Annotated in this window: 19 protein-coding genes and 1 tRNA gene; 11 read left to right on the forward strand and 9 right to left on the reverse strand. The window is 71.3% G+C overall.

Annotated elements, in window-relative coordinates:
• Positions 1-113 precede the first annotated feature (113 nt).
• From ACBR40_RS12720 to xerC, 3 genes are read left to right on the forward strand one after another with little or no spacing between them, the layout of a single operon-like run.
• The gene (locus ACBR40_RS12720) at positions 114-1,448 is read left to right on the forward strand and encodes a replication initiator (RefSeq protein ID WP_371248989.1); all 1,335 of its coding nucleotides are present in this window, start codon (positions 114-116) and stop codon (positions 1,446-1,448) included.
• On the forward strand, positions 1,438-1,620 hold the full coding sequence (locus tag ACBR40_RS12725; protein ID WP_371248781.1) for a helix-turn-helix transcriptional regulator: 183 nt from the start codon (positions 1,438-1,440) through the stop codon (positions 1,618-1,620). The genes ACBR40_RS12720 and ACBR40_RS12725 overlap by 11 nt, the downstream gene beginning before the upstream one ends.
• Complete coding sequence (gene xerC, locus ACBR40_RS12730; protein ID WP_371248782.1) at positions 1,620-2,912, forward strand: tyrosine recombinase XerC; 1,293 nt, start codon at positions 1,620-1,622, stop codon at positions 2,910-2,912. Before ACBR40_RS12725 ends, xerC begins: the two co-directional genes overlap by 1 nt.
• Positions 2,913-2,955: 43 nt before the next feature.
• Here xerC and ACBR40_RS12735 read toward each other — a convergent pair whose 3' ends face one another.
• The 4 genes from ACBR40_RS12735 to ACBR40_RS12750 all read right to left on the reverse strand — a co-directional run bounded on the left by ACBR40_RS12735 (position 2,956) and on the right by ACBR40_RS12750 (position 4,526).
• Positions 2,956-3,447, reverse strand: coding sequence for a hypothetical protein (locus ACBR40_RS12735; protein WP_371248783.1), 492 nt, complete (start codon positions 3,445-3,447; stop codon positions 2,956-2,958).
• A gap of 125 nt (positions 3,448-3,572) precedes the next feature.
• Positions 3,573-3,645 (reverse strand) — tRNA-Ala (locus ACBR40_RS12740).
• 17 nt (positions 3,646-3,662) lie between these two features.
• On the reverse strand, positions 3,663-4,391 hold the full coding sequence (locus ACBR40_RS12745) for an HAD-IA family hydrolase (RefSeq protein ID WP_344213959.1): 729 nt from the start codon (positions 4,389-4,391) through the stop codon (positions 3,663-3,665).
• A gap of 15 nt (positions 4,392-4,406) precedes the next feature.
• Positions 4,407-4,526 (reverse strand): DLW-39 family protein, encoded by a 120-nt coding sequence (locus tag ACBR40_RS12750; protein ID WP_020542320.1) that lies wholly within the window; start codon positions 4,524-4,526, stop codon positions 4,407-4,409.
• A gap of 482 nt (positions 4,527-5,008) precedes the next feature.
• On the opposite strand from ACBR40_RS12750, the gene ACBR40_RS12755 reads away from it, so the two are divergent.
• The 3 genes from ACBR40_RS12755 to ACBR40_RS12765 are packed head-to-tail and all read left to right on the forward strand — an operon-like array spanning position 5,009 to position 8,418.
• A complete protein-coding gene (locus ACBR40_RS12755; protein WP_344213956.1) occupies positions 5,009-5,224 on the forward strand; it encodes a copper ion binding protein in 216 nt (71 codons plus the stop codon).
• Positions 5,221-6,180 (forward strand): hypothetical protein, encoded by a 960-nt coding sequence (locus ACBR40_RS12760; protein ID WP_371248784.1) that lies wholly within the window; start codon positions 5,221-5,223, stop codon positions 6,178-6,180. Before ACBR40_RS12755 ends, ACBR40_RS12760 begins: the two co-directional genes overlap by 4 nt.
• Positions 6,181-6,210: 30 nt before the next feature.
• Positions 6,211-8,418, forward strand: a complete 2,208-nt coding sequence (locus ACBR40_RS12765; RefSeq protein WP_371248785.1) for a heavy metal translocating P-type ATPase — start codon at positions 6,211-6,213, stop codon at positions 8,416-8,418.
• Positions 8,419-8,437: 19 nt separating this feature from the next.
• Here the strand turns inward: ACBR40_RS12765 and ACBR40_RS12770 are convergent, their stop codons facing one another.
• On the reverse strand, positions 8,438-9,658 hold the full coding sequence (locus tag ACBR40_RS12770; RefSeq protein WP_371248786.1) for an MFS transporter: 1,221 nt from the start codon (positions 9,656-9,658) through the stop codon (positions 8,438-8,440).
• The gene (locus tag ACBR40_RS12775) at positions 9,655-10,104 is read right to left on the reverse strand and encodes a carboxymuconolactone decarboxylase family protein (RefSeq protein ID WP_364461067.1); all 450 of its coding nucleotides are present in this window, start codon (positions 10,102-10,104) and stop codon (positions 9,655-9,657) included. Before ACBR40_RS12775 ends, ACBR40_RS12770 begins: the two co-directional genes overlap by 4 nt.
• A gap of 67 nt (positions 10,105-10,171) precedes the next feature.
• On the opposite strand from ACBR40_RS12775, the gene ACBR40_RS12780 reads away from it, so the two are divergent.
• Positions 10,172-11,578 (forward strand): PLP-dependent aminotransferase family protein, encoded by a 1,407-nt coding sequence (locus ACBR40_RS12780; protein WP_371248787.1) that lies wholly within the window; start codon positions 10,172-10,174, stop codon positions 11,576-11,578.
• Here the strand turns inward: ACBR40_RS12780 and ACBR40_RS12785 are convergent.
• Positions 11,534-12,052, reverse strand: coding sequence for a universal stress protein (locus ACBR40_RS12785; protein ID WP_329588066.1), 519 nt, complete (start codon positions 12,050-12,052; stop codon positions 11,534-11,536). The genes ACBR40_RS12780 and ACBR40_RS12785 overlap by 45 nt on opposite strands.
• Before the next feature lie 99 nt (positions 12,053-12,151).
• Entirely contained in the window at positions 12,152-12,865 is a 714-nt protein-coding gene (locus ACBR40_RS12790; RefSeq protein WP_344213943.1) for a hypothetical protein, read from the reverse strand.
• A gap of 61 nt (positions 12,866-12,926) precedes the next feature.
• Here ACBR40_RS12790 and ACBR40_RS12795 point away from each other — a divergent pair, with 61 nt between their 5' ends.
• Complete coding sequence (locus ACBR40_RS12795; RefSeq protein ID WP_371248788.1) at positions 12,927-13,523, forward strand: cadmium resistance transporter; 597 nt, start codon at positions 12,927-12,929, stop codon at positions 13,521-13,523.
• On the opposite strand, the gene ACBR40_RS12800 is transcribed toward ACBR40_RS12795, so the two are convergent.
• Entirely contained in the window at positions 13,507-14,841 is a 1,335-nt protein-coding gene (locus tag ACBR40_RS12800; protein WP_371248789.1) for a hypothetical protein, read from the reverse strand. The two genes, ACBR40_RS12795 and ACBR40_RS12800, sit on opposite strands and share 17 nt — an antisense overlap.
• 153 nt (positions 14,842-14,994) lie before the next feature.
• Between ACBR40_RS12800 and ACBR40_RS12805 the strand changes: the two genes are divergently transcribed.
• The 3 genes from ACBR40_RS12805 (at position 14,995) to ACBR40_RS12815 (ending at position 18,234) form a co-directional block, all read left to right on the forward strand.
• Entirely contained in the window at positions 14,995-16,782 is a 1,788-nt protein-coding gene (locus tag ACBR40_RS12805; RefSeq protein WP_371248790.1) for a flavin-containing monooxygenase, read from the forward strand.
• Between the two features lie 28 nt (positions 16,783-16,810).
• Complete coding sequence (locus tag ACBR40_RS12810) at positions 16,811-17,596, forward strand: MBL fold metallo-hydrolase (RefSeq protein WP_344213935.1); 786 nt, start codon at positions 16,811-16,813, stop codon at positions 17,594-17,596.
• Positions 17,597-17,667: 71 nt separating this feature from the next.
• Positions 17,668-18,234 (forward strand): PadR family transcriptional regulator, encoded by a 567-nt coding sequence (locus ACBR40_RS12815; RefSeq protein WP_344213933.1) that lies wholly within the window; start codon positions 17,668-17,670, stop codon positions 18,232-18,234.
• Positions 18,235-18,311 lie beyond the last annotated feature (77 nt).

The raw sequence follows: 18,311 nt of genomic DNA on the forward strand, positions 1-18,311 counted from the left end.
TGGCCACACATCCGCCAAGATCCGCGCCAGGCCGGGGGCCATCCACACCAGCGTCACTGGATAGGACGGAACCCATCTTGCCCCACCTTGCCCACAGCCACGCCGTGGCTGGAATGATCCACCGGCTCAACCAACCCGACTACGACCGCTGGGCCGGCCAGATCCGCCGTACCGGCGGCTGCCGCCAGCCCATCCACCTGCGCGGCAAGATCGAACACTACGACCAGGCCACCGGCCACCTCCTGCACCGCTACAGCACCAGCACCGAACCGAACGGCGTCCTGCGCGTGGCGTGCAAGACCCGCCGCGCCTCCCGGTGCCCGGCCTGTGCCGAGGTCTACCGCGCCGACACCTACCAGCTCGTCCGCGCCGGCCTCGTCGGCGGCAAGGGCGTCCCCCCGACGGTCAGTGCACACCCGTGCCTGTTCGTCACCCTGACCGCGCCGTCCTTCGGAGCCGTCCACGTCCGGCGGGAGAAGAACGGCAAGGTCCTGCCCTGCCACGCCCGCCGCGACGCCGATAGCTGCCCGCACGGCCGGACCATGTCCTGCACCGACCGACACAGCGCCGCCGACCCGCGACTCGGCGAACCGCTGTGCCCCGACTGCTACGACTACGACGGCTCGGTCCTGTTCAACGCCATCAGCCCCGAACTCTGGCGACGCTTCACCCTCGCCCTGCGCCGCCGCTTCGCCCGCCTCAACGGCCTGACCGTCAAGGCCCTGCGCGAACACGTCAGCATCGCCTTCGCCAAGGTCGCCGAATACCAGCGGCGTGGCATCGTCCACTTCCACGCCGTCATCCGCCTCGACGGATCCGACGGTCCCGACTCGCCACCACCGCCCTGGGCGACCGCCGACGCCCTGGCCCAAGCCGTCCAGCACGCCGCCGCAGTCGTCACAGCGGAGATCAAGCCGCTGAGCCGCACCATCCGATGGGGCACGCAGCTCGACGTCCGCCCCATCACCATGGACGGCGACCTCACCGAACAAGCCGTAGCCGCCTACATCGCCAAGTACGCCACCAAGGCCGCCGAATGCGTCGGCACCCTCGACCGCCGCATTCAGCCCTTGGACGACCTGGCCGCACTCCCGGTACGCGAGCACGCCCGCCGGCTGATCGCCGCCTGCATGCGCCTGGGCGGAAACCCCGGCCTGGCCGACCTACGGCTCACCCACTGGGCCCACATGCTCGGCTTCCGCGGCCACTTCTCCACCAAGTCCCGCCGCTACTCCACCACCCTCGGCGCCCTACGCGCCGCCCGTGAAGAACACATGCGCGCCGAACAGATCACCACCGGACGCCTCCCACTCTTCGACGAGGACACCGTTCTCGTCGTCGCTCACTGGGCCTACGCCGGACAAGGGCTCTCCCTCGGCGAACAACTTCTCGCCTCGGCCATCACCGGCCAGCACGCGCCACACCTCAGGGGACCAGATGACCGCTGAACTGCTCACCGTCCCGGAAGCGATGGCCGTCCTGAAGGTCAGCCGCTGGACGCTCTACAACCTCATCCGCTCCGGCGAACTCCGCTCGATCGTCGTCGGCGCCCGATGCCGCCGCATCCCCGCCGCCGCACTGGAGGCGTACGTGACCCAGCTCTGCGAGGAGGCCGCCTGATGCCCGCCAAGACCACCGCAGCGACACCCGACGAGCCCGAGCGCGGCCCTCGCAAGAGCCGGCGAACCCGGGCCAACAACGAAGGCTCGATCTTCCCGTACAAGAACGGCTGGGCAGGCTACGTCTGGGTCACCACGCCAGAAGGCAAGAAAACCCGCAAGTGGGCGTACGGCAAGACCCGCGAGGAGACCCACGAGAAGTGGCTCAAGCTTCACGAACTGGCCCGCAGGGGGCCGGTGGTCACCAAATCGCCGAAGCTCTCGGACTACCTGACGTACTGGCTCACCAACGTCGTGGAGCCCAACCTCGCGCCCAAGACCGCCGCGAACTACGAGATGTTCGCCCGGCTCTACATCACGCCCGCGCTCGGCTCCAAGCGGCTCGACAAGCTGACCGTGCGGGACGTCCAGACGTGGGTGAACAAGATCCGCCGCTCCTGCCAATGCTGCGACCAAGGCAAGGACGCCGCTCGTCCAGAAATCCACAGCAACCCAAAGCGCCGTCAGCACTGCTGTGCGGTCGGCAAGTGCTGCAAGTCCGAACCCTCGGAGTGGACCGTCCACGACGCCTACATGACGCTGCGGGCGGCCCTGAGTAACGCCGTCCGCGAAGAAGCCCTGACGCGCAACGTCGCGGCCAACGTCAAGATGTCGGTCCCTCGGAAGCGCAAGGTCAAGCCCTGGTCGGTGGACGAGGCCAGGACCTTCCTGGAGTCAGCCCGTACTCGGGAGGACCCGATGTACCCGGCGTACGTCCTGGTGCTCGTCCTGGGTCTGCGGCTCGGCGAGGTCCTCGGGCTGCGTTGGGAGGACGTCGACCTCGACCAGGCCGAGATGACGATCGGCTGGCAACTCCAGCGAGTCGCCGGCAAGCTGCTGCACCGCCAGACAAAGACGGATGCCTCCGACGCGACTTTGCCCTTTCCCGAGATCGTCACGACGGCCCTCCGTGCCCGTCAACGGGTACGCGATGCCGCCAGGGATGCGGCGGGAGACGACTGGCAGGAGACCGGCCTCGCCTTCACCACCGCCAGTGGCCGGCCGATCGAACCGTCCAACTTCCGGCGCAGCTTCGCGAACGCCTGCGCCAAGGCAAACGTACGAAGAGTCCATGTCCACGCCACCCGCAAGACCTGCGCGTCTTTGCTCGTCGCCCTCGACGTTCATCCACGCGTGGCCATGCAGATCCTTCGTCACTCACAGATCTCCGTGACCATGAACGTATACAGCGAAGTCTCGTCCGCAGAGACGCGCCGAGCTCTGAAGAAGCTTGGTGATCATCTCGACTCCTAGCGAGACCCAGCACTGACGAAAATCGATTAGGCCATTCCTCGACTCACGGGGAGTGGCCTTCAACGTGTGACAAGGGCTGACGACTTCTCCTGCCGCCGCCACGCGACGACGGTTCCGCTTGCGACTCATAGCCAGTCCATCGAAAGAGAAGGATGAGCACGCCGACAAAGGTCGTGATCACGCCAGAGAACAGGGCAAGGAAGGCCATGACAAACTCACCGTCTGGATCACCGACCCCGGAAGGTCGTCCTTCGACCCAGTTCATCGTGGCCCAAGCCTGCGTCGCGACGATCACGCCGAACAGCATCGTGATCGAACCCAGGGCATAGCCAGGTGTACGCGTCCACGACCGTGTGGCGGTCAGCACGATGCCCACCAACAACCCGAGTGGAACGGTTACGACCTGTCCAGCGTCCAGCGCCATCAAGGCTGCGAGTCGTGCGTGCTCGAAATTCTCGCCGCGCTGGATCCACAAGAACGGCAGCGCTACGACACCGCTGAGAAGGCCGATCGCCAGCAACCTGAGTAATGCCACGCGCATCATGATCGCGGGCTTGCTTGCTCCTGTGCTAGCCGAACTGGAGGTGTAGCTGTACTTTGCAGCTGTACAAGATCGAAAAGGCCACTACCCGATCATGGGAAGTGGCCTTCTACCTGGAGTGGAGCCTAGGAGATTCGAACTCCTGACATCCTGCTTGCAAAGCAGGCGCTCTGCCAACTGAGCTAAGGCCCCTTCGAGACGAAGATAGCTTACCGGGCGGAGGATGCCACCTGCGTCGCGCCCATGCTGTCGCTCAGGATCAGGTCGGGGAAGTCGACGATGGAGTCCAGGATGTGGGTCGCGCCGCCCTTGAGGAGGCGTTCGCGGCTGTGGACTCCGGTCATGAGGCCGGCCACGACTGAGGCGCCGGCGCGGCGGCCGCAGAGCATGTCGCTCTCCGAGTCGCCGATCACGGCCACGTTGCGTACGTCGGCGATGCCGAGGCGGAGGACGGCGTGGAGGACCATGTCGGGCCAGGGGCGGCCGCGGCCTCCCGCGTCTTCCGGGCTGATGGCGAGGTCGATGCGGTCGTGCCAGCCGAGGATGCCGAGGACGCGGCTCAGCGTGGTGCGGCTGAAGCCGGTGATCAGGGCGAGCTTGACGTCGTTGCCGCGGAGCTTGTCGAGGACTTCGAGGACGCCGGGCATGGGTTCGAGACCCGCGCGCTCCAGGGTGCCCTCGTAGGAGCGCTCGAAGGTCAGGTTGGCCGCCTGGGCCTGGGCCTCGTTGCCGGGGAAGATGCCGCGGAAGACGTCGATCTTGGGGCAGCCCCGGGACCGGTGCACGTGAACCATGGCTCGCGCGTACGCTCCGGTCCCGGGCACTATGCCCTGTGTCGCGATCGCCTCGGCGAAGGCGCGTTCGACCATGGCGATGTCACCGACCGTGGTGCCTGCAAGGTCCAGGCACACCAGCTTGATGGGGACGATGTCACTCATCGCCTCGCCGGTCGGTTAGTTCTCGCTGCCGGTCGCCTCGGTCCAGAGATCGAGCTCGGCGCGGTCGGCCTGCACCTTGCGCCAGATCAGCAGCCCCCCGAGGGCGATCAGCGCAAGCACGAGCAGCTTCTTCACGGTGTGACCCCACTTCTTCGACGGCCTCACCTGCCGGGGTGAGACCCAACGGTTGACATGCAGCCTAGCAAGGGATGGCTGCGGTCCTCGTGTTGTGCGCGGACCAGATGTGCGGATTGAGCGGTGAAATGTGCGGATTGGGGGATGGATAGGGATACGGGCAGGTGCCGAAACGACTGCTCAGGCAACTTTTCAAGCGAGCGGGTGCTCGGCGAGTCTTCACGTGTTCAAGAGCCCACCATATCCAGGGGTGACGGTTCTCACGTGCCGACGGGGCCGCGTGTCCGGATTCGGGGGCTTGCTCATACCCTAGGGGGGTATGTTAGGTTCGCAGTGGTTGGGCGGGACGCTGTGAGCGAACGGCCCGCCGCTGGACCGCCTCTGTCCGTACGTCATGGGGAGAGGTGGGGCACCGAAATACCCTAGGGGGGTACGGTGTTAAACTCGAAGAGGACGTATTTGACCATGTTGAGGAGACCGTGATGACCGTTACCGCCACCTACACCGTCAAGGGCATGACCTGCGGCCACTGCGTCAGCTCGGTGAAGGAGGAGGTCGGCGAGGTCGCCGGCGTCACCTCCGTCGAGGTCGAGCTGGAGAGCGGCCTGCTCACGGTGAGCAGTGACGAGCCCGTCGAGCAGGCGAGGATCGCCGCCGCCGTGGAAGAAGCCGGGTACGAACTGGCAGGCCGGTCATGAACGCCGCCGGCAAGCTGGGCGCCTACGTCCTGGGGCTGGCCGTCGTGTTCGGCGGGGCCCTGGGAGTAGGGCGGGTCACCGGCCCCGGTGACGCCCCCACCCAGGGGAAGTCCGCAGCGGTGGCGGAGCATGCGGAAACGGGCGGGCACGACGGCGCGGACGGCGGTCATGAGGCCACCACCAACAGCGCCACCACTACCAGAACTGATACCCCCGGGGGGCTCCAGGTGTCCCAGAACGGCTACACCCTCTCCCTGCTCACCACCCCGGTCACCGGCCGCCCGATGGACCTGACGTTCCGCGTCACCGGCCCCGATCAGCGCCCCGTGACCGCCTACAAGGTCGAGCACGACAAGAAGATGCACTTCATCGTCGTCTCCCGCGACCTCACCAGCTTCCAGCACGTCCATCCCGAGATGGCCCCGGACGGCACCTGGAAGACCAGCCTCACGCTGCCCGCCCCCGGCGCCTACCGCGCCTTCGCCGATTTCGTCCCTGAAGGCCCCGAGGGCGGCGAGAAGCTGACGCTGGGCGCCGACCTCCAGGCCGCGGGCGACTACCAGCCGCAGCCGTTGCCGCACGTCAGCCGTACGGCGACGGTCGGTGACTACACTGTGAACCTCGCAGGGAACCTGGTGCCGGGCCGGTCGAGCAAGCTCACGCTCACGGTCAGCAAGAACGGCAAGCCGGTGACGGACCTCCAGCCATACCTGGGCGCGTACGGACATCTGGTCGCGCTGCGCGCGGGCGACCTCGCCTACCTGCACGTGCACCCGGAGGAGAGCGAGCAGGCCGGGCCGGAGATCACGTTCTACGCCGAGGTGCCGAGCGTCGGCAACTACCGGCTGTTCCTCGACTTCCAGCACGACGACCAGGTGCGGACGGCGAGTTTCACCGTCCCCGCCACCCTGGCCGACGGGCACGCGCCCTCGGCCACCCACGACCACGGCCACTAGCGGCACGGACGCGACGAAGGGAGAGGTGACATGTCCTCCATGACCGAGGGCAAGGCTGTCGAGCTCACGATCGGCGGCATGACCTGCGCGTCCTGCGCCAACCGGATCGAGCGCAAGCTCAACAAGCTCGACGGCGTGACCGCGACGGTCAACTACGCGACCGAGAAGGCGAAGGTCACCTTCCCGGAGGGCCTCGATCCGCGGGCGCTGGTCGAGGAGGTCGAGAAGGCGGGCTACACCGCCGCGCTCCCCGCCCCGCCCGCCGCCGAGGAGGAGGGGAAGGAGAAGGCGGAGCCGCCGGACGAGCTGCGCCGCAGGCTGATCACCGCGATCGTGCTCAGCGTCCCGGTGGTGGCGATGGCGATGATCCCGCCGCTGCAGTTCCCGAACTGGCAGTGGCTGTCGCTGACGCTGGCGGCGCCGGTCGTGGTGTACGCGGGCTGGCCGTTCCACAAGGCGGCCTGGACCAACCTGCGCCACGGCGCGGCCACCATGGACACGCTGATCTCCATGGGCACGCTGGCGGCGCTCGGCTGGTCGCTCTGGGCGCTGTTCTTCGGCTCGGCGGGCACGCCGGGGATGACGCACCCGTTCGAGTTCACGATCGAGCGCACCGACGGCTCCGGCAACATCTACCTGGAGGCGGCGGCGGGGGTGACCGCGTTCATCCTGGCCGGGCGCTACTTCGAGTCCCGCTCCAAGCGGCGGGCGGGCGCGGCGCTGCGGGCGCTGATGGAGCTCGGCGCGAAGGACGTGGAGCTGGCCGACGGCAGCCGGGTGCCGGTCGAACGGCTCCAGACCGGCGACCGGTTCGTGGTGCGGCCGGGGGAGAAGATCGCCACGGACGGCGTGGTCGAGGAGGGCTCCTCGGCGGTGGACGCCTCGATGCTGACCGGCGAGTCGGTGCCGGTCGAGGTCAAGCCGGGCGACGGCGTCACCGGCGCGACCGTCAACGCGGGCGGCCGGCTCATCGTCCGGGCCACCAGGGTCGGCTCCGACACACAGCTCGCACAGATGGCGCGGCTGGTGGAGGAGGCGCAGACCGGCAAGGCGCAGGTGCAGCGGCTGGCCGACCGGATCTCGGGCGTGTTCGTGCCGGTGGTGATCGCGCTGGCGGTCGCCACGCTGGGCTACTGGCTCGGCACCGGCAACGGGGCGGGGGCGGCGTTCACGGCCGCGGTGGCGGTCCTCATCATCGCCTGCCCGTGCGCGCTGGGCCTGGCCACGCCGACGGCGCTGCTGGTCGGCACCGGGCGGGGCGCGCAGCTCGGCATCCTCATCAAGGGCCCCGAGGTGCTGGAGTCCACGCGCAAGGTGGACACCGTCGTCCTGGACAAGACCGGCACGGTCACCGAGGGCCGCATGACGCTGACCGCCGTGCACCTGGCCGAGGGGGAGACCCGCGAGGAGGTGCTGCGGCTGGCGGGGGCGCTGGAGAACGCCTCCGAGCACCCGATCGCCCAGGCCGTCGCCCGCGAGGCCGCCTCGCAGGCCAAGGTAGAGGACTTCGCGAACGTCGAGGGGCTCGGCGTGCAGGGGATCGTGGACGGGCACGCGGTGCTGGTCGGACGCCCAAGGCTGCTCGCCGAGTGGTCACAGCACCTGCCCGCGGACCTCGCGGCCGAGCTGGAGGAGGAGCAGGCCAAGGGCCGTACGGTCGTCGCGGTCGGCTGGGACGGCAAGGCGCGGGCGCTGCTGGTGGTGGCGGACGTCGTCAAGCCCACCAGCAAGGAGGCGGTCGCGCAGCTCAGGGCGCTGGGGCTCACCCCGGTGCTGCTGACCGGCGACAACGAGGCCGTAGCCCGTACGGTCGCCGCCGAGGTGGGCATCGACGAGGTGATCGCCGAGGTGCTGCCCGCCGAGAAGGTGGACGTCGTCAAGCGGCTCCAGGGCGAGGGCAGGGTCGTGGCCATGGTGGGCGACGGGGTCAACGACGCCGCCGCGCTGGCCCAGGCCGATCTGGGGCTGGCGATGGGCACCGGCACCGACGCCGCCATCGAGGCCGCCGACCTGACGCTGGTGCGCGGCGACCTACGGGTGGCGCCGGACGCGATCCGGCTCTCGCGCCGGACGCTGGCGGTCATCAAGGGCAACCTGTTCTGGGCGTTCGCGTACAACGTGGCGGCGCTGCCGCTGGCGGCGGCGGGGCTGCTCAATCCGATGATCGCGGGGGCGGCCATGGCGTTCTCCAGCGTGTTCGTGGTCAGCAACAGCCTGCGGCTCCGCGCGTTCCGCTGAGCGGGGGCGGGCGTCGAAGCTACGCGCGTTCCGCTGAGCGCGAGGCCGAGCGGCGGGCCCAGCGGACGGCCGGCGTCATCGCGGCGCCGGCCGCCGCGAACATCGCGCCGAGGGCGAGCCAGCCCAGCGTCCCGCCGCCGAGGACGAGCGTGGTGAGCGCGACCGGGCCGAGCATGCGGGCCACGGCGGTGCCGGTGCCGAAGAAACCCTGGTACTGGCCCTGCCGGTCGTCGGGAGCCAGGCCGAAGCTGATCTCCCAGGCGCCGGCGGCCAGCAGCATCTCGCCCCACACGAGCAGAGCGGCACCCAGCAGCAGGTACGGCCACCCGTACGGACTGAGCGCGAACACCGCGCAGGCCGCCAGCATCATCAGCCCGGCCCGGCGCACCGACGCGGACGCCTCCCGCAGGGTCCGCACCCGGCGGGCCACCCGCACCTGGAAGGCCAGCACGCTGCCGGTGTTCACGAGGAGCAGCGCGGCCACCACCCAGGACGGCGCGGACGTGCGACCGGCGATCCACAGCGGCACGATGACGCTGAGCAGCGGCATGTAGAACAGCAGCACCGCGTTGATCAGCGTGACCAGCGCGTACGGCCGGTCACGCAGCACGGTCAACCGGCCGGAGGGGGCGGAGCTCACCGGGCGGAGCGCGGGGAGCCGCAGCAGGAGGGCCGCGGCCACGAGGAAGCCGGCCGCGTCGAGGGCGAAGAGCGCCGTGTACGCGGCGGGCGTGTCCAGCCACAACGCGATCCCGCCGAGCCCGGCCCCCGCCGCGAGCCCGCCGTTCAGCGTGGCCTGGAGCATCGCGCGGGCCGCGGTCCGCTCGGCGGGCGGCACCAGGCCGGCGAGCAGTGCCTGGCGGGCCGCCGACAGGCCGGTCTGCGCGATGCCGTACAGGCAGGTGACCAGCAGGAACGGCACGAACGAGCGGACCAGCGCGAACGAGGCCACCGCGACGGCGGTCGCGACCGCCAGCGCCACGGCGACGCCGCGCGGGCCGCGCCGGTCGGCGAGGTGCCCGAGCGGGACCCCCGCCACCATGCCCACCGCCCAGCCCGCCGTGAGGCCGATGCCGATCTGGGCCGGGGGTAAGCCCACGACCTTCGCGAAGTAGAAGGCGGAGGCGACGAGGTAGGCCCCGTCGCCGACGGAGTTCGCGAACTGCGCCTGGGCGAGCACGCGCCGCCCGGAGCCAAGGCGGCCGGCGGGGGTGGGGGCGGCGAGAGTGAGGGTGGTCATGGCTGGTACGACTCCGGAGTCATGCGGGTGGAGACGCCGATCCGGTTCCAGGCGTTGATCGCCGCCACCGCGACCACGAGCGCCGCCAGCTCCTCCTCGCTGAAGTGCGCGGCGGCCTCGTTCCAGACCGCGTCGGTGACGTCGTCGGTGGACAGCCGGGTGGCGGCCTCGGTGAAGGCGAGCGCGGCCCGCTCCCGCTCGGTGAAGAACGGCGCCTCCCGCCACACGGCGACCGCGTGCAGCCGCGCGTCGCTCTCCCCTTCCTTCTTGGCGTCGGCGCTGTGCATGTCCACGCAGTAGACGCAGCCGTTGATCTGGCTGGCCCGCAGGTTGACGAGGTGGACGAGGGACGTGGGGAGGGGGCTCGCGGCGACGAAGCGGTCCAGGCCGGCCATGCCGCGGTAGGCCTCGCGGGCCAGGGATCCGAGGTTCATGCGTTCGGTCATGAGTTCATCCTCGCGCCCGGCTTGTCCCAGGATAAGCTCCAATTTCCAGCCAATTGATTGGGCCAAGATGGACGTGCACATCACCCTTCACGAGGGGCGCGGCAACCTGGCCGCCCAGGTGTACCGGCAGCTCATGGACGCCATCCTCGACGGCAGGCTGCGCTCGGGCGAGCGCCTGCCCCCGACCCGCGAGCTGGCCCGCCGGCTGGACATCTCCAGGAACACGGTCGCACTCGCCTACGACCGCCTGGTGGCCGACGGCTTCCTCGTGGGCCGGGCGGGTGCGGGCACGTTCGTCTCGGCCGCGCCGGTGCGCGGCAGGGCCGCGCCGAAGGGCGTCATCCTCCCGCGCGCGCCCTGGGCGGACCTCAGCCCGCCCCCGCAGGTCCCGCCCGCCCGTTACGACTTCCGCGTCGGCATGCCCGACCCCCGCCTGTTCCCCATGCAGACCTGGCGCCGCCTGGTGGCCCGCGAGCTGCGCGCCGGCATCGGCGGCTACGCGGACCCGGCCGGGCACCCGGCGCTGCGCGAGGCGATCTCCCGGCACATCGGCCTCAGCCGCTCGGTCCACGCCGGGCCCGGCGACGTGCTCATCACGAACGGCGCCCAGCAGGCCCTCGACCTCATCGGCCGGGTGCTGATCGAGCCCGGCGCCTGCGTGGCCGTCGAGGAGCCCGGCTACTGGCCGGCCCGCCTGCTGTTCCGCTCGCTCGGCGCGCGCGTGGCGACCGTGCCGGTGGACGCCGAGGGCATCGACGTCGCGGCCATCCCCGGCGCGGCCCGCGTCGTGTACGTGACGCCGTCCCACCAGTTCCCGCTGGGCACGCCCATGTCGCCGGCCCGCCGCGCCGCGCTGCTCGCCTGGGCCGAGCGCCGCCGCGCGGTGGTGATCGAGGACGACTACGACAGCGAGTTCCGCTTCGGCGAGCGCCCGCTCGCGCCCCTCCAGAGCCTCGACCGGGCGGGCCGGGTCATCTACGTCGGCTCGTTCTCGAAGACGCTGCTCCCCATGCTGCGGCTCGGCTTCCTCGTCGCGCCCGCCTCGCTCGCGCCCGCGCTGCGCACCGCGAAGCAGCTGTCCGACTGGCACGGGGAGCTGCCGGCGCAGGCGGCGCTCGCCCGCTTCATCGACGAGGGGCTGCTGGCCCGGCACATCAGGAAGGCGACCCGCGAGTACGCCGCCCGCCACGCGCCCATCGCCGAGGCGCTGGCCGCCGACGAGCGGCTGCGGCCGGTGCCCTCCAGCGCGGGGCTGCACCTGTGCGCCCGGCTCGCGCCCGGAGTGTCCTTCGAGCCGGCGCCGGGGCTCGCGGTGGAGCGGCTGGAGGCGTACTGCGCGGAGGGCGCCCCGCAACCCGGGCTGGTGCTGGGCTACGGCGGGATCACCAGGGACCTGGTCCCTGAGGGCCTGCGCCTGCTGCGCCGCTCGCTACGGATGCCGGCGGCCCCAGGACCGCCGGCCCCGGTCACCTGACAGCTCGGGGTCGTCCGGCGCGGCCGGCTGCTGCACGATCACCACCGTCGTACGCGCGTGCCGCGCGCAGTACATGCTGGTGGAGGGCAGGAAGATGCGGCTGAACAGCCCGCGTCTCCCCCGGCCGAGCACCAGCAGGTCGCCCTCGCCGGCGAGATCGACGAGATGGTAGCCGGGGTCGCCGACCCGGCCGATGGCGGCCGTCGTGAGGTCGTCGGGCACCCCGCCCGCCACGTCCTCGAACGCCGCCGTGATCACCTCGGCGCAGCGGGCCTCCTCGCCCGCCCGCACCGCATGCTGCACGGGCAGCGCCTCGGGGAAGGGATGGACCGGCGCGCGACTGACGTGCACGGCGACCAGGGCCATCCGGTGCAGCCTGGCCGCCCCGATGGCCCAGGCCAGCGCCCAGCGCGAGGCCGGGGATTCGTCCACTCCCACGATCAGCCTCGCACCGCCGGGCAGTTCCTGTTCCACGGTGCCTCCTGATGAGAAGTACGACCATAGTGCGCCACCCGGCCGGTTACCGGGAGGTGGGACTTTGCGAACTTCGGCGTCGCCGGTCGGGGAGGCGGATCAGATGAGCGTGAGCAGGCCGTCGTGGAGGGCGTCGCGCTCGGCGGCGGACAGCGCGGCGTACGGCCGGCCCGCCCGGAGGTTCGTGGCCGCCTCGACCTCTGCGCGCACCGGGCCGTCCCGGAGGCCGACGATCTCGGCCGCGGACAGGCCCGCCGCCTCCCAGGCCGCGGCGTGGGCGTCGGCGCGGTGGTAGCGGAGCGCGGCCAGGCGGTTGAACAGCAGCACGCCGGGGGAGGCGCCGCCCGGCTCGTACGGCGGCGCCACCAGCTCCAGCGCTCCGCCGGGGACGCGCTCGGCGTGCTCCAGGACGCGGCCCGCCAGCTCGGCCAGAACACGCAGGTCGCCTGGCCAGGCACGGGCGGTGGCGGCGGCGTGGACCTCGTACAGGCCGTGGACGTACGCGAGGCCGCGGGCGGTCAGCCGCAGGCCGTCGTCCCCGTCGGCCAGCGTGCCCTCGCGCAGGTGCTCCAGGACGGCGTCCTCCAGCGCAGCCGGGTCGTGGTAGCGGTGGATCACGGCGAGCCCGGCGCGGGTCAGCGGGCGCAGGGGGAGCACGAAGCGCAGGTCGGGCAGGAGGCCGGGGGTGACGCCCGAGGTCTCGGCGAGCTCGGTGGCGGCGCGGCGGGCCGTGGCGTGCACGTTGACGTGGGCCGCGTCGATGATCGGGGCGATCGCCGCCGCATACTCCGCCAGACCCTGAAATTTCGCCATTTGGCGGTCATTATGCCAACCCCGCAGCGACCCGCCAGGCATGTCCGGGATCATGGTGCCCATGCACACCGGGAACAGCATCGGAGGCGTCGTCGCACAGGCCGCCGGGCTGTTCGCCGTCACGAACGTCGACGACCTCGTGCTGCTCGCGCTGTTCTTCGCCCAGGCCGCCGGGCACCGGGGCGGCGCGGCGCGCATCGTCCTCGGCCAGTACCTCGGCTTCGCGGCGATCCTCGCGGTGTCCGTCGCCGCCGCGCTCGGGGCCACGCTGCTGCCCGAGCAGGTCCTGCCGTACCTGGGCCTGCTCCCCCTCGCCCTCGGCGTCCGCGCGGCCTGGCGGGCCTGGCGCGAGCGGAACGGCGGGGACGAGGAGGAACCCGGAGGAGGTCCGGGCGGTCCCGGCGCGCTCGCGGTGGCCGCCGTCACGTTCGCCAACGGCGGCGACAACGTGGGCGTCTACGTCCCGGTCTTCGCCACCTCGGGCCCGGCCGGCATCGCCGGGTACGCGGCCGTCTTCCTCGTGCTGGTCGCCGTCTGGTGCCTGGCGGGCCGGCTGTTCGCCACCCGGCCGCTCGTCGCCCGCGCGCTGAGCCGCTGGGGGCACGTGCTGCTCCCCCTCGTGCTGATCGCCGTCGGCCTGGTCATCCTGCTCGGCTGAGCACCGCGGACTCCTGCTCGGCGGCGGGCTCCGTGGTACGTCCGGCCAGGGCGAGGCCGAGGGCCAGGAAGATCAGCGGGATCGCCGGCACCACGTACCGGACGTCGAAGGCGGCGAGGAACGGCGGCGAGACGACGAGCGCGAGCGCGACCAGCGCCGGGAGCAGCGCGTCCCAGCGCCGCCGCCACACCATGAGCCCGAACGCGGCCACCAGCGCGACCATCAGCAGCGGGAACGGCACATATCCGAAGCGCTGGTAGGCCCGCAGCCAGCCGGCGTACGGCTCGACCACCCGCGTGGCGGCCGGCCCGGCCTCGTACGACTCCGCGATGCCGCGCACGGACTCGCTGATGGGCCGCTCGGCGGCGGGCAGCTTGTACGGCGTCTTCTCGTCCACGGCCGTGCGCTCCCAGCGCAGCAGCTGCCGGAGGTCGGTCGCCACGGCGGCGAGGTAGTCGACCGGCTGGGCGAGGATGGCCTGCCGGGCGAACTCCCCGGCGAGCTGGTTGCGGTTGGCCGTGCCCGGCACCTTGAGCAGCGGCGAGAAGTCCTCCCACAGCCAGTGGGGCGGGTAGGGGCGCTGCTCGACGGGCATGTTCGGGCAGAGCACGGCGAGACGCTCCGGAGGGTCGATCACCGCGCAGTCGGCGAAGCTCATGGTCCTCGACCAGAGGAAGTTGCCGTCCGCCTCGGTGAGCGCGAACTTGCCCTTCTCGGCCTTGGTCCAGGTCGCGTACGCGCCGAGCGGGATCGCCCCCGCCACGACCAGCGCCACGAAGGGACGCCAGCCGTACCGGCGGACCAGCAGGTACGCGGCCGTGAGCAGCAGCAGCGGCAGGCCGACCGTCCTGGTGATGCCGGCCAGGCCGAGCAGCAGCCCGGCGGTCGCCGCCGTGGCCGGGGTGACCCGCCAGACCACGAGCACGACGGCCGCCGTGACGAGCGCGACGAAGACCGCGTCCGCCATGATCATGTGTTCCAGGAGGATCAGGAACTCGTCGTACAGCAGCGGGGTGACCAGCAACGTCGCGCCCCAGCCCGGCAGGCCGCGCTTCCTGAGCAGGGCGTACACGCCGATCGCGAGCGCCAGCCCCAGCAGGTGCTGCAGGACCGTGACGAGCGTCAGGCTGTGGGCCGGGCGCAGCAGCGCGAGCAGCAGGGAGTAGCCGGACGGCCGGGCGGTGCCGGGCGTCAGCTCCTCGCGCAGGAACGCGAACGAGTCGCCGTAGAACAGCAGCGCGGGCGGGAACCCGAGCACGGCGAGCACGCGCAGCCCGATGGCGGGCAGGAGGGCGATGACCAGCGCGCGATGAGCCAAGGCGGTGCAGCTTCCTCGGGCAGCTTCTTTACGTACGGATTAATCACCATAGCGGCCCTCAACTCGCCCGACGGCCGTCCAGCGCGGGGCCTTGTCGGCGACCGGCGCCGAATGTGATTCTGGAATCGCCTCGGACAATCCACCGGAGGACGCATGACAGCCGCGATCGGCCGCATCGACAAAGAGGCCCTGCGCCGCAAATACCGCGAGGAGCGCGACAAGCGGCTCCGCCCGGACGGCAACGACCAGTACCTCCGCCTGCCCGCCGACTACCTGGACGACCCGTACACGCCCAGGACCGAGCGCGCCCCCAAGACCGACCACGTCACGGTCGCGGTCATCGGCGGCGGCTTCGCCGGGCTGCTCACCGGGGCGAGGCTCAAGGAGGCCGGCGTCCAGGACGTGCGCATCCTCGACAAGGCCGGCGACTTCGGCGGCACCTGGTACTGGAACCGCTACCCGGGAGCGCAGTGCGACACGGCGTCGTACGTCTACATGCCGCTCCTGGAGGAGACCGGCCACATGCCGTCCGAGAAGTACGCGCACGCGCCCGAGATCCTGGAGCACTGCCGCCGCATCGGCAAGCACTTCGGCCTCTACGACGACGCGCTGTTCCACACCGAGGTCACCGGCCTGGAATGGCTCGGCGGCCGGTGGCTGGTGCGCACCGGCCGGGGCGACGCCTTCACGGCGCAGTTCGTCGTCATGGGCATCGGGCCGCTGCACGTGCCGAAGCTCCCCGGCATCCCCGGGATGGCGGATTTTCGCGGCCATGCCTTCCACACCAGCCGCTGGGACTACGCCTACACCGGCGGCGACCCGGCCGGCGCTCCCATGGACCGGCTGGCGGACAAGCGGGTGGCGATCATCGGCACCGGCGCGACCGCCGTCCAGTGCGTCCCCCACCTGGCGAGGGCCGCCGCCGAGCTGTACGTCTTCCAGCGCACCCCGTCGAGCGTGGACGTACGCGACAACCGCCCCACCGACCCCGAATGGTTCGCCGGCATCGCCACGCCCGGCTGGCAGCGGCGCTGGCTGGAGAACTTCACCGCCATGCAGACCGGCGCCCAGGCCGACGAGGACCTGGTGATGGACGGCTGGACCGACCTCGCCCGCCGGGTCAGGGCCAGGGTCGCCGAGCTGCCCGAGATCACCCCGCAGACGCTGCTGGCCGCCTTCGAGGACTCCGACTTCGAGAAGATGGAGGAGATCCGCGCCCGCGTGGACGCCGTCGTACGCGACCCGGAGACCGCGCGCGGGCTCAAGGCCTGGTACCGCCAGCTCTGCAAGCGTCCCTGCTTCCACGACGAGTACCTCCAGGCGTTCAACCTGCCCGGCGTCCACCTCGTGGACACCGACGGCAAGGGCGTCGAGCGCATCACGGAGAAGGGCGTCGTCGTCGCCGGCCGCGAGTACGAGGTCGACTGCGTCATCTACGCCTCCGGCTTCGAGGTCGGCACCGACTGGACCCGCCGCGCCGGCTACGACCTGATCGGCCGCGACGGCCGCCGGCTGTCGGAGCACTGGGCGGGCGGCATGCGCTCACTGCACGGCATCCACGTGCACGGCTTCCCCAACGCCTTCCTCATCGGCCACACCCAGGGCGCGAACCTGCTCTCCAACATCCCCCACAACCTCACCGAGGCCGGCCGCACGGTCGCCACCGTCGTCGCGCACGCCCTGGCGAACGGCCACACCGAGGTCGAGGTCACCGAGGAGGCCGAGAACGGCTGGGTGGACCTGCTGCTGTCCGGCAACGGCCCGCTGCTCGGCTCGCCCGACTGCACGCCCGGCTACTACAACAACGAGGGGCGTGACCTGGGCGTACGCGGGCGGTTGAACGGCGGCTATCCCGGGGGCGCGGCGGCGTTCTTCACCTACATCGACCAGTGGCGGTCCACAGGGTCCTTCGAAGGGCTCCGGTTCACCCGTATGCCATAGGTGGAGGTGAAAAGTAGGGTTCGGTGCCATGGACGAGAAGTGGCAGGAGATCGGCGACCGGGTCTACGTCCGCCGGCACCGTTCCTACGACATGAACACCGGCCTGGTCGTGGGCGACGACGGGCACTGCCTGGTGCTCGACACGCGGGCCTCGCACCGCCAGGCGGCCGACCTGATCGAGGCGATCAGGACGATCACCCACGGCCCCTGGACGGTCGTCAACAGCCACTCCCACTTCGACCACTACTTCGGCAACGCGCTCTTCCGCCCCGCCGAGATCTGGGGCCACACCCGCTGCGCCGAGGAGATCGAGACGTACGGCGAGCAGCAGCGCGCCGCCCTCCTGGAACGGCTTCCCGAGGTGGAGGAGGTGACCATCGTCGCGCCGGACTGCACGTTCACCAGCGCGGCGAGCCTCGACATCGGCGGGCGCATGGTGCATCTGCGGCACTTCGGGCTCGGGCACAGCAGCAACGACGTCGTCGTGCAGGTGCCGGACGCGGGGGTGGTGTTCGCGGGTGACCTGGTGGAGGAGGGGGCGCCGCCCGCGTTCGGGGACTCGTACCCGCTGGACTGGCCGGTGACGCTGGCCGCGATGCTCAGGGAGATGCCCGAGCCGGTGATCGTGCCGGGGCACGGCGCGGTGGTGGACCGCGCGTACGCGTCGGGGCAGCAGGCCGAGCTGGCGCTGGTGGCCGACCTGGCCAGGCGGGCGCACACGGAAGGGCTGCGTGACCTCATCGGCCGCTTCCCGTACCCGGAGGAGACCAGCAGGCAGGCGATCGACCGCGCCTTCCTGCAGCTCGACGCCTGATCGCCCTCGGACTCTCGACTTCCGGTGCTGCACGCGCCTATAGTGCAAATTGCACTATAGGAAGGAGCATCATGGCGCGCCGCCACGATCTGGTCGGGCTCACGGTCCTGGCCCTGCTCACGTTGCGCGCCGCTCACCCGTACGAGCTGCACCGGCTCATCGTCGACTGGCACAAGGACTACATCACCGGCCTGCCGCGCAGCCTCTACCACGCGGTCGAGCGGCTGGCCAGGGACGAGCTCATCGTGCCCGCGAAGACCGACCGCGAGGGCCGCAGGCCGGAGCGCACGGTCTACGAGATCACCGACGAGGGCCGGGAGGAGCTGGCCGCCCGGCTGCGCCTGCTCCTGGAGCGGCCCGACCCCGACCGGCGCGCGTTCGTCGCCGCGGTCTCGCTCATGGGCTGCCTCCCGCCGCCCGAGGCCCAGCGGGCGCTGCGCGCCCGCGCCGCGACGATCGAGGGCGTCCTCGCCGGGATGGACGCCCACCGGCGGGCCATGGCGGAGAACGGCCTGCCCGCCGTGCTCGCGCTGGAGCTGGAGTACGAGCAGGCGCTGCACCGGGCCGAGCTGGCCTGGCTCGGCGACCTGCTCGCCCGGCTGGACCAGGGCGAGCTCGACTGGAGCTCGCCCACCTGAAAAACGGCCGCCGAGGTGCGCCAACACCACGGCGGCCGGCATCCGACCAAGGCGCCTGCCCTGTCCGGACTCGCAAA

It is taken from the genome of Nonomuraea sp. AD125B (genome assembly GCF_041402765.1).
Classification (GTDB): Bacteria; Actinomycetota; Actinomycetes; order Streptosporangiales; family Streptosporangiaceae; genus Nonomuraea; species Nonomuraea bangladeshensis.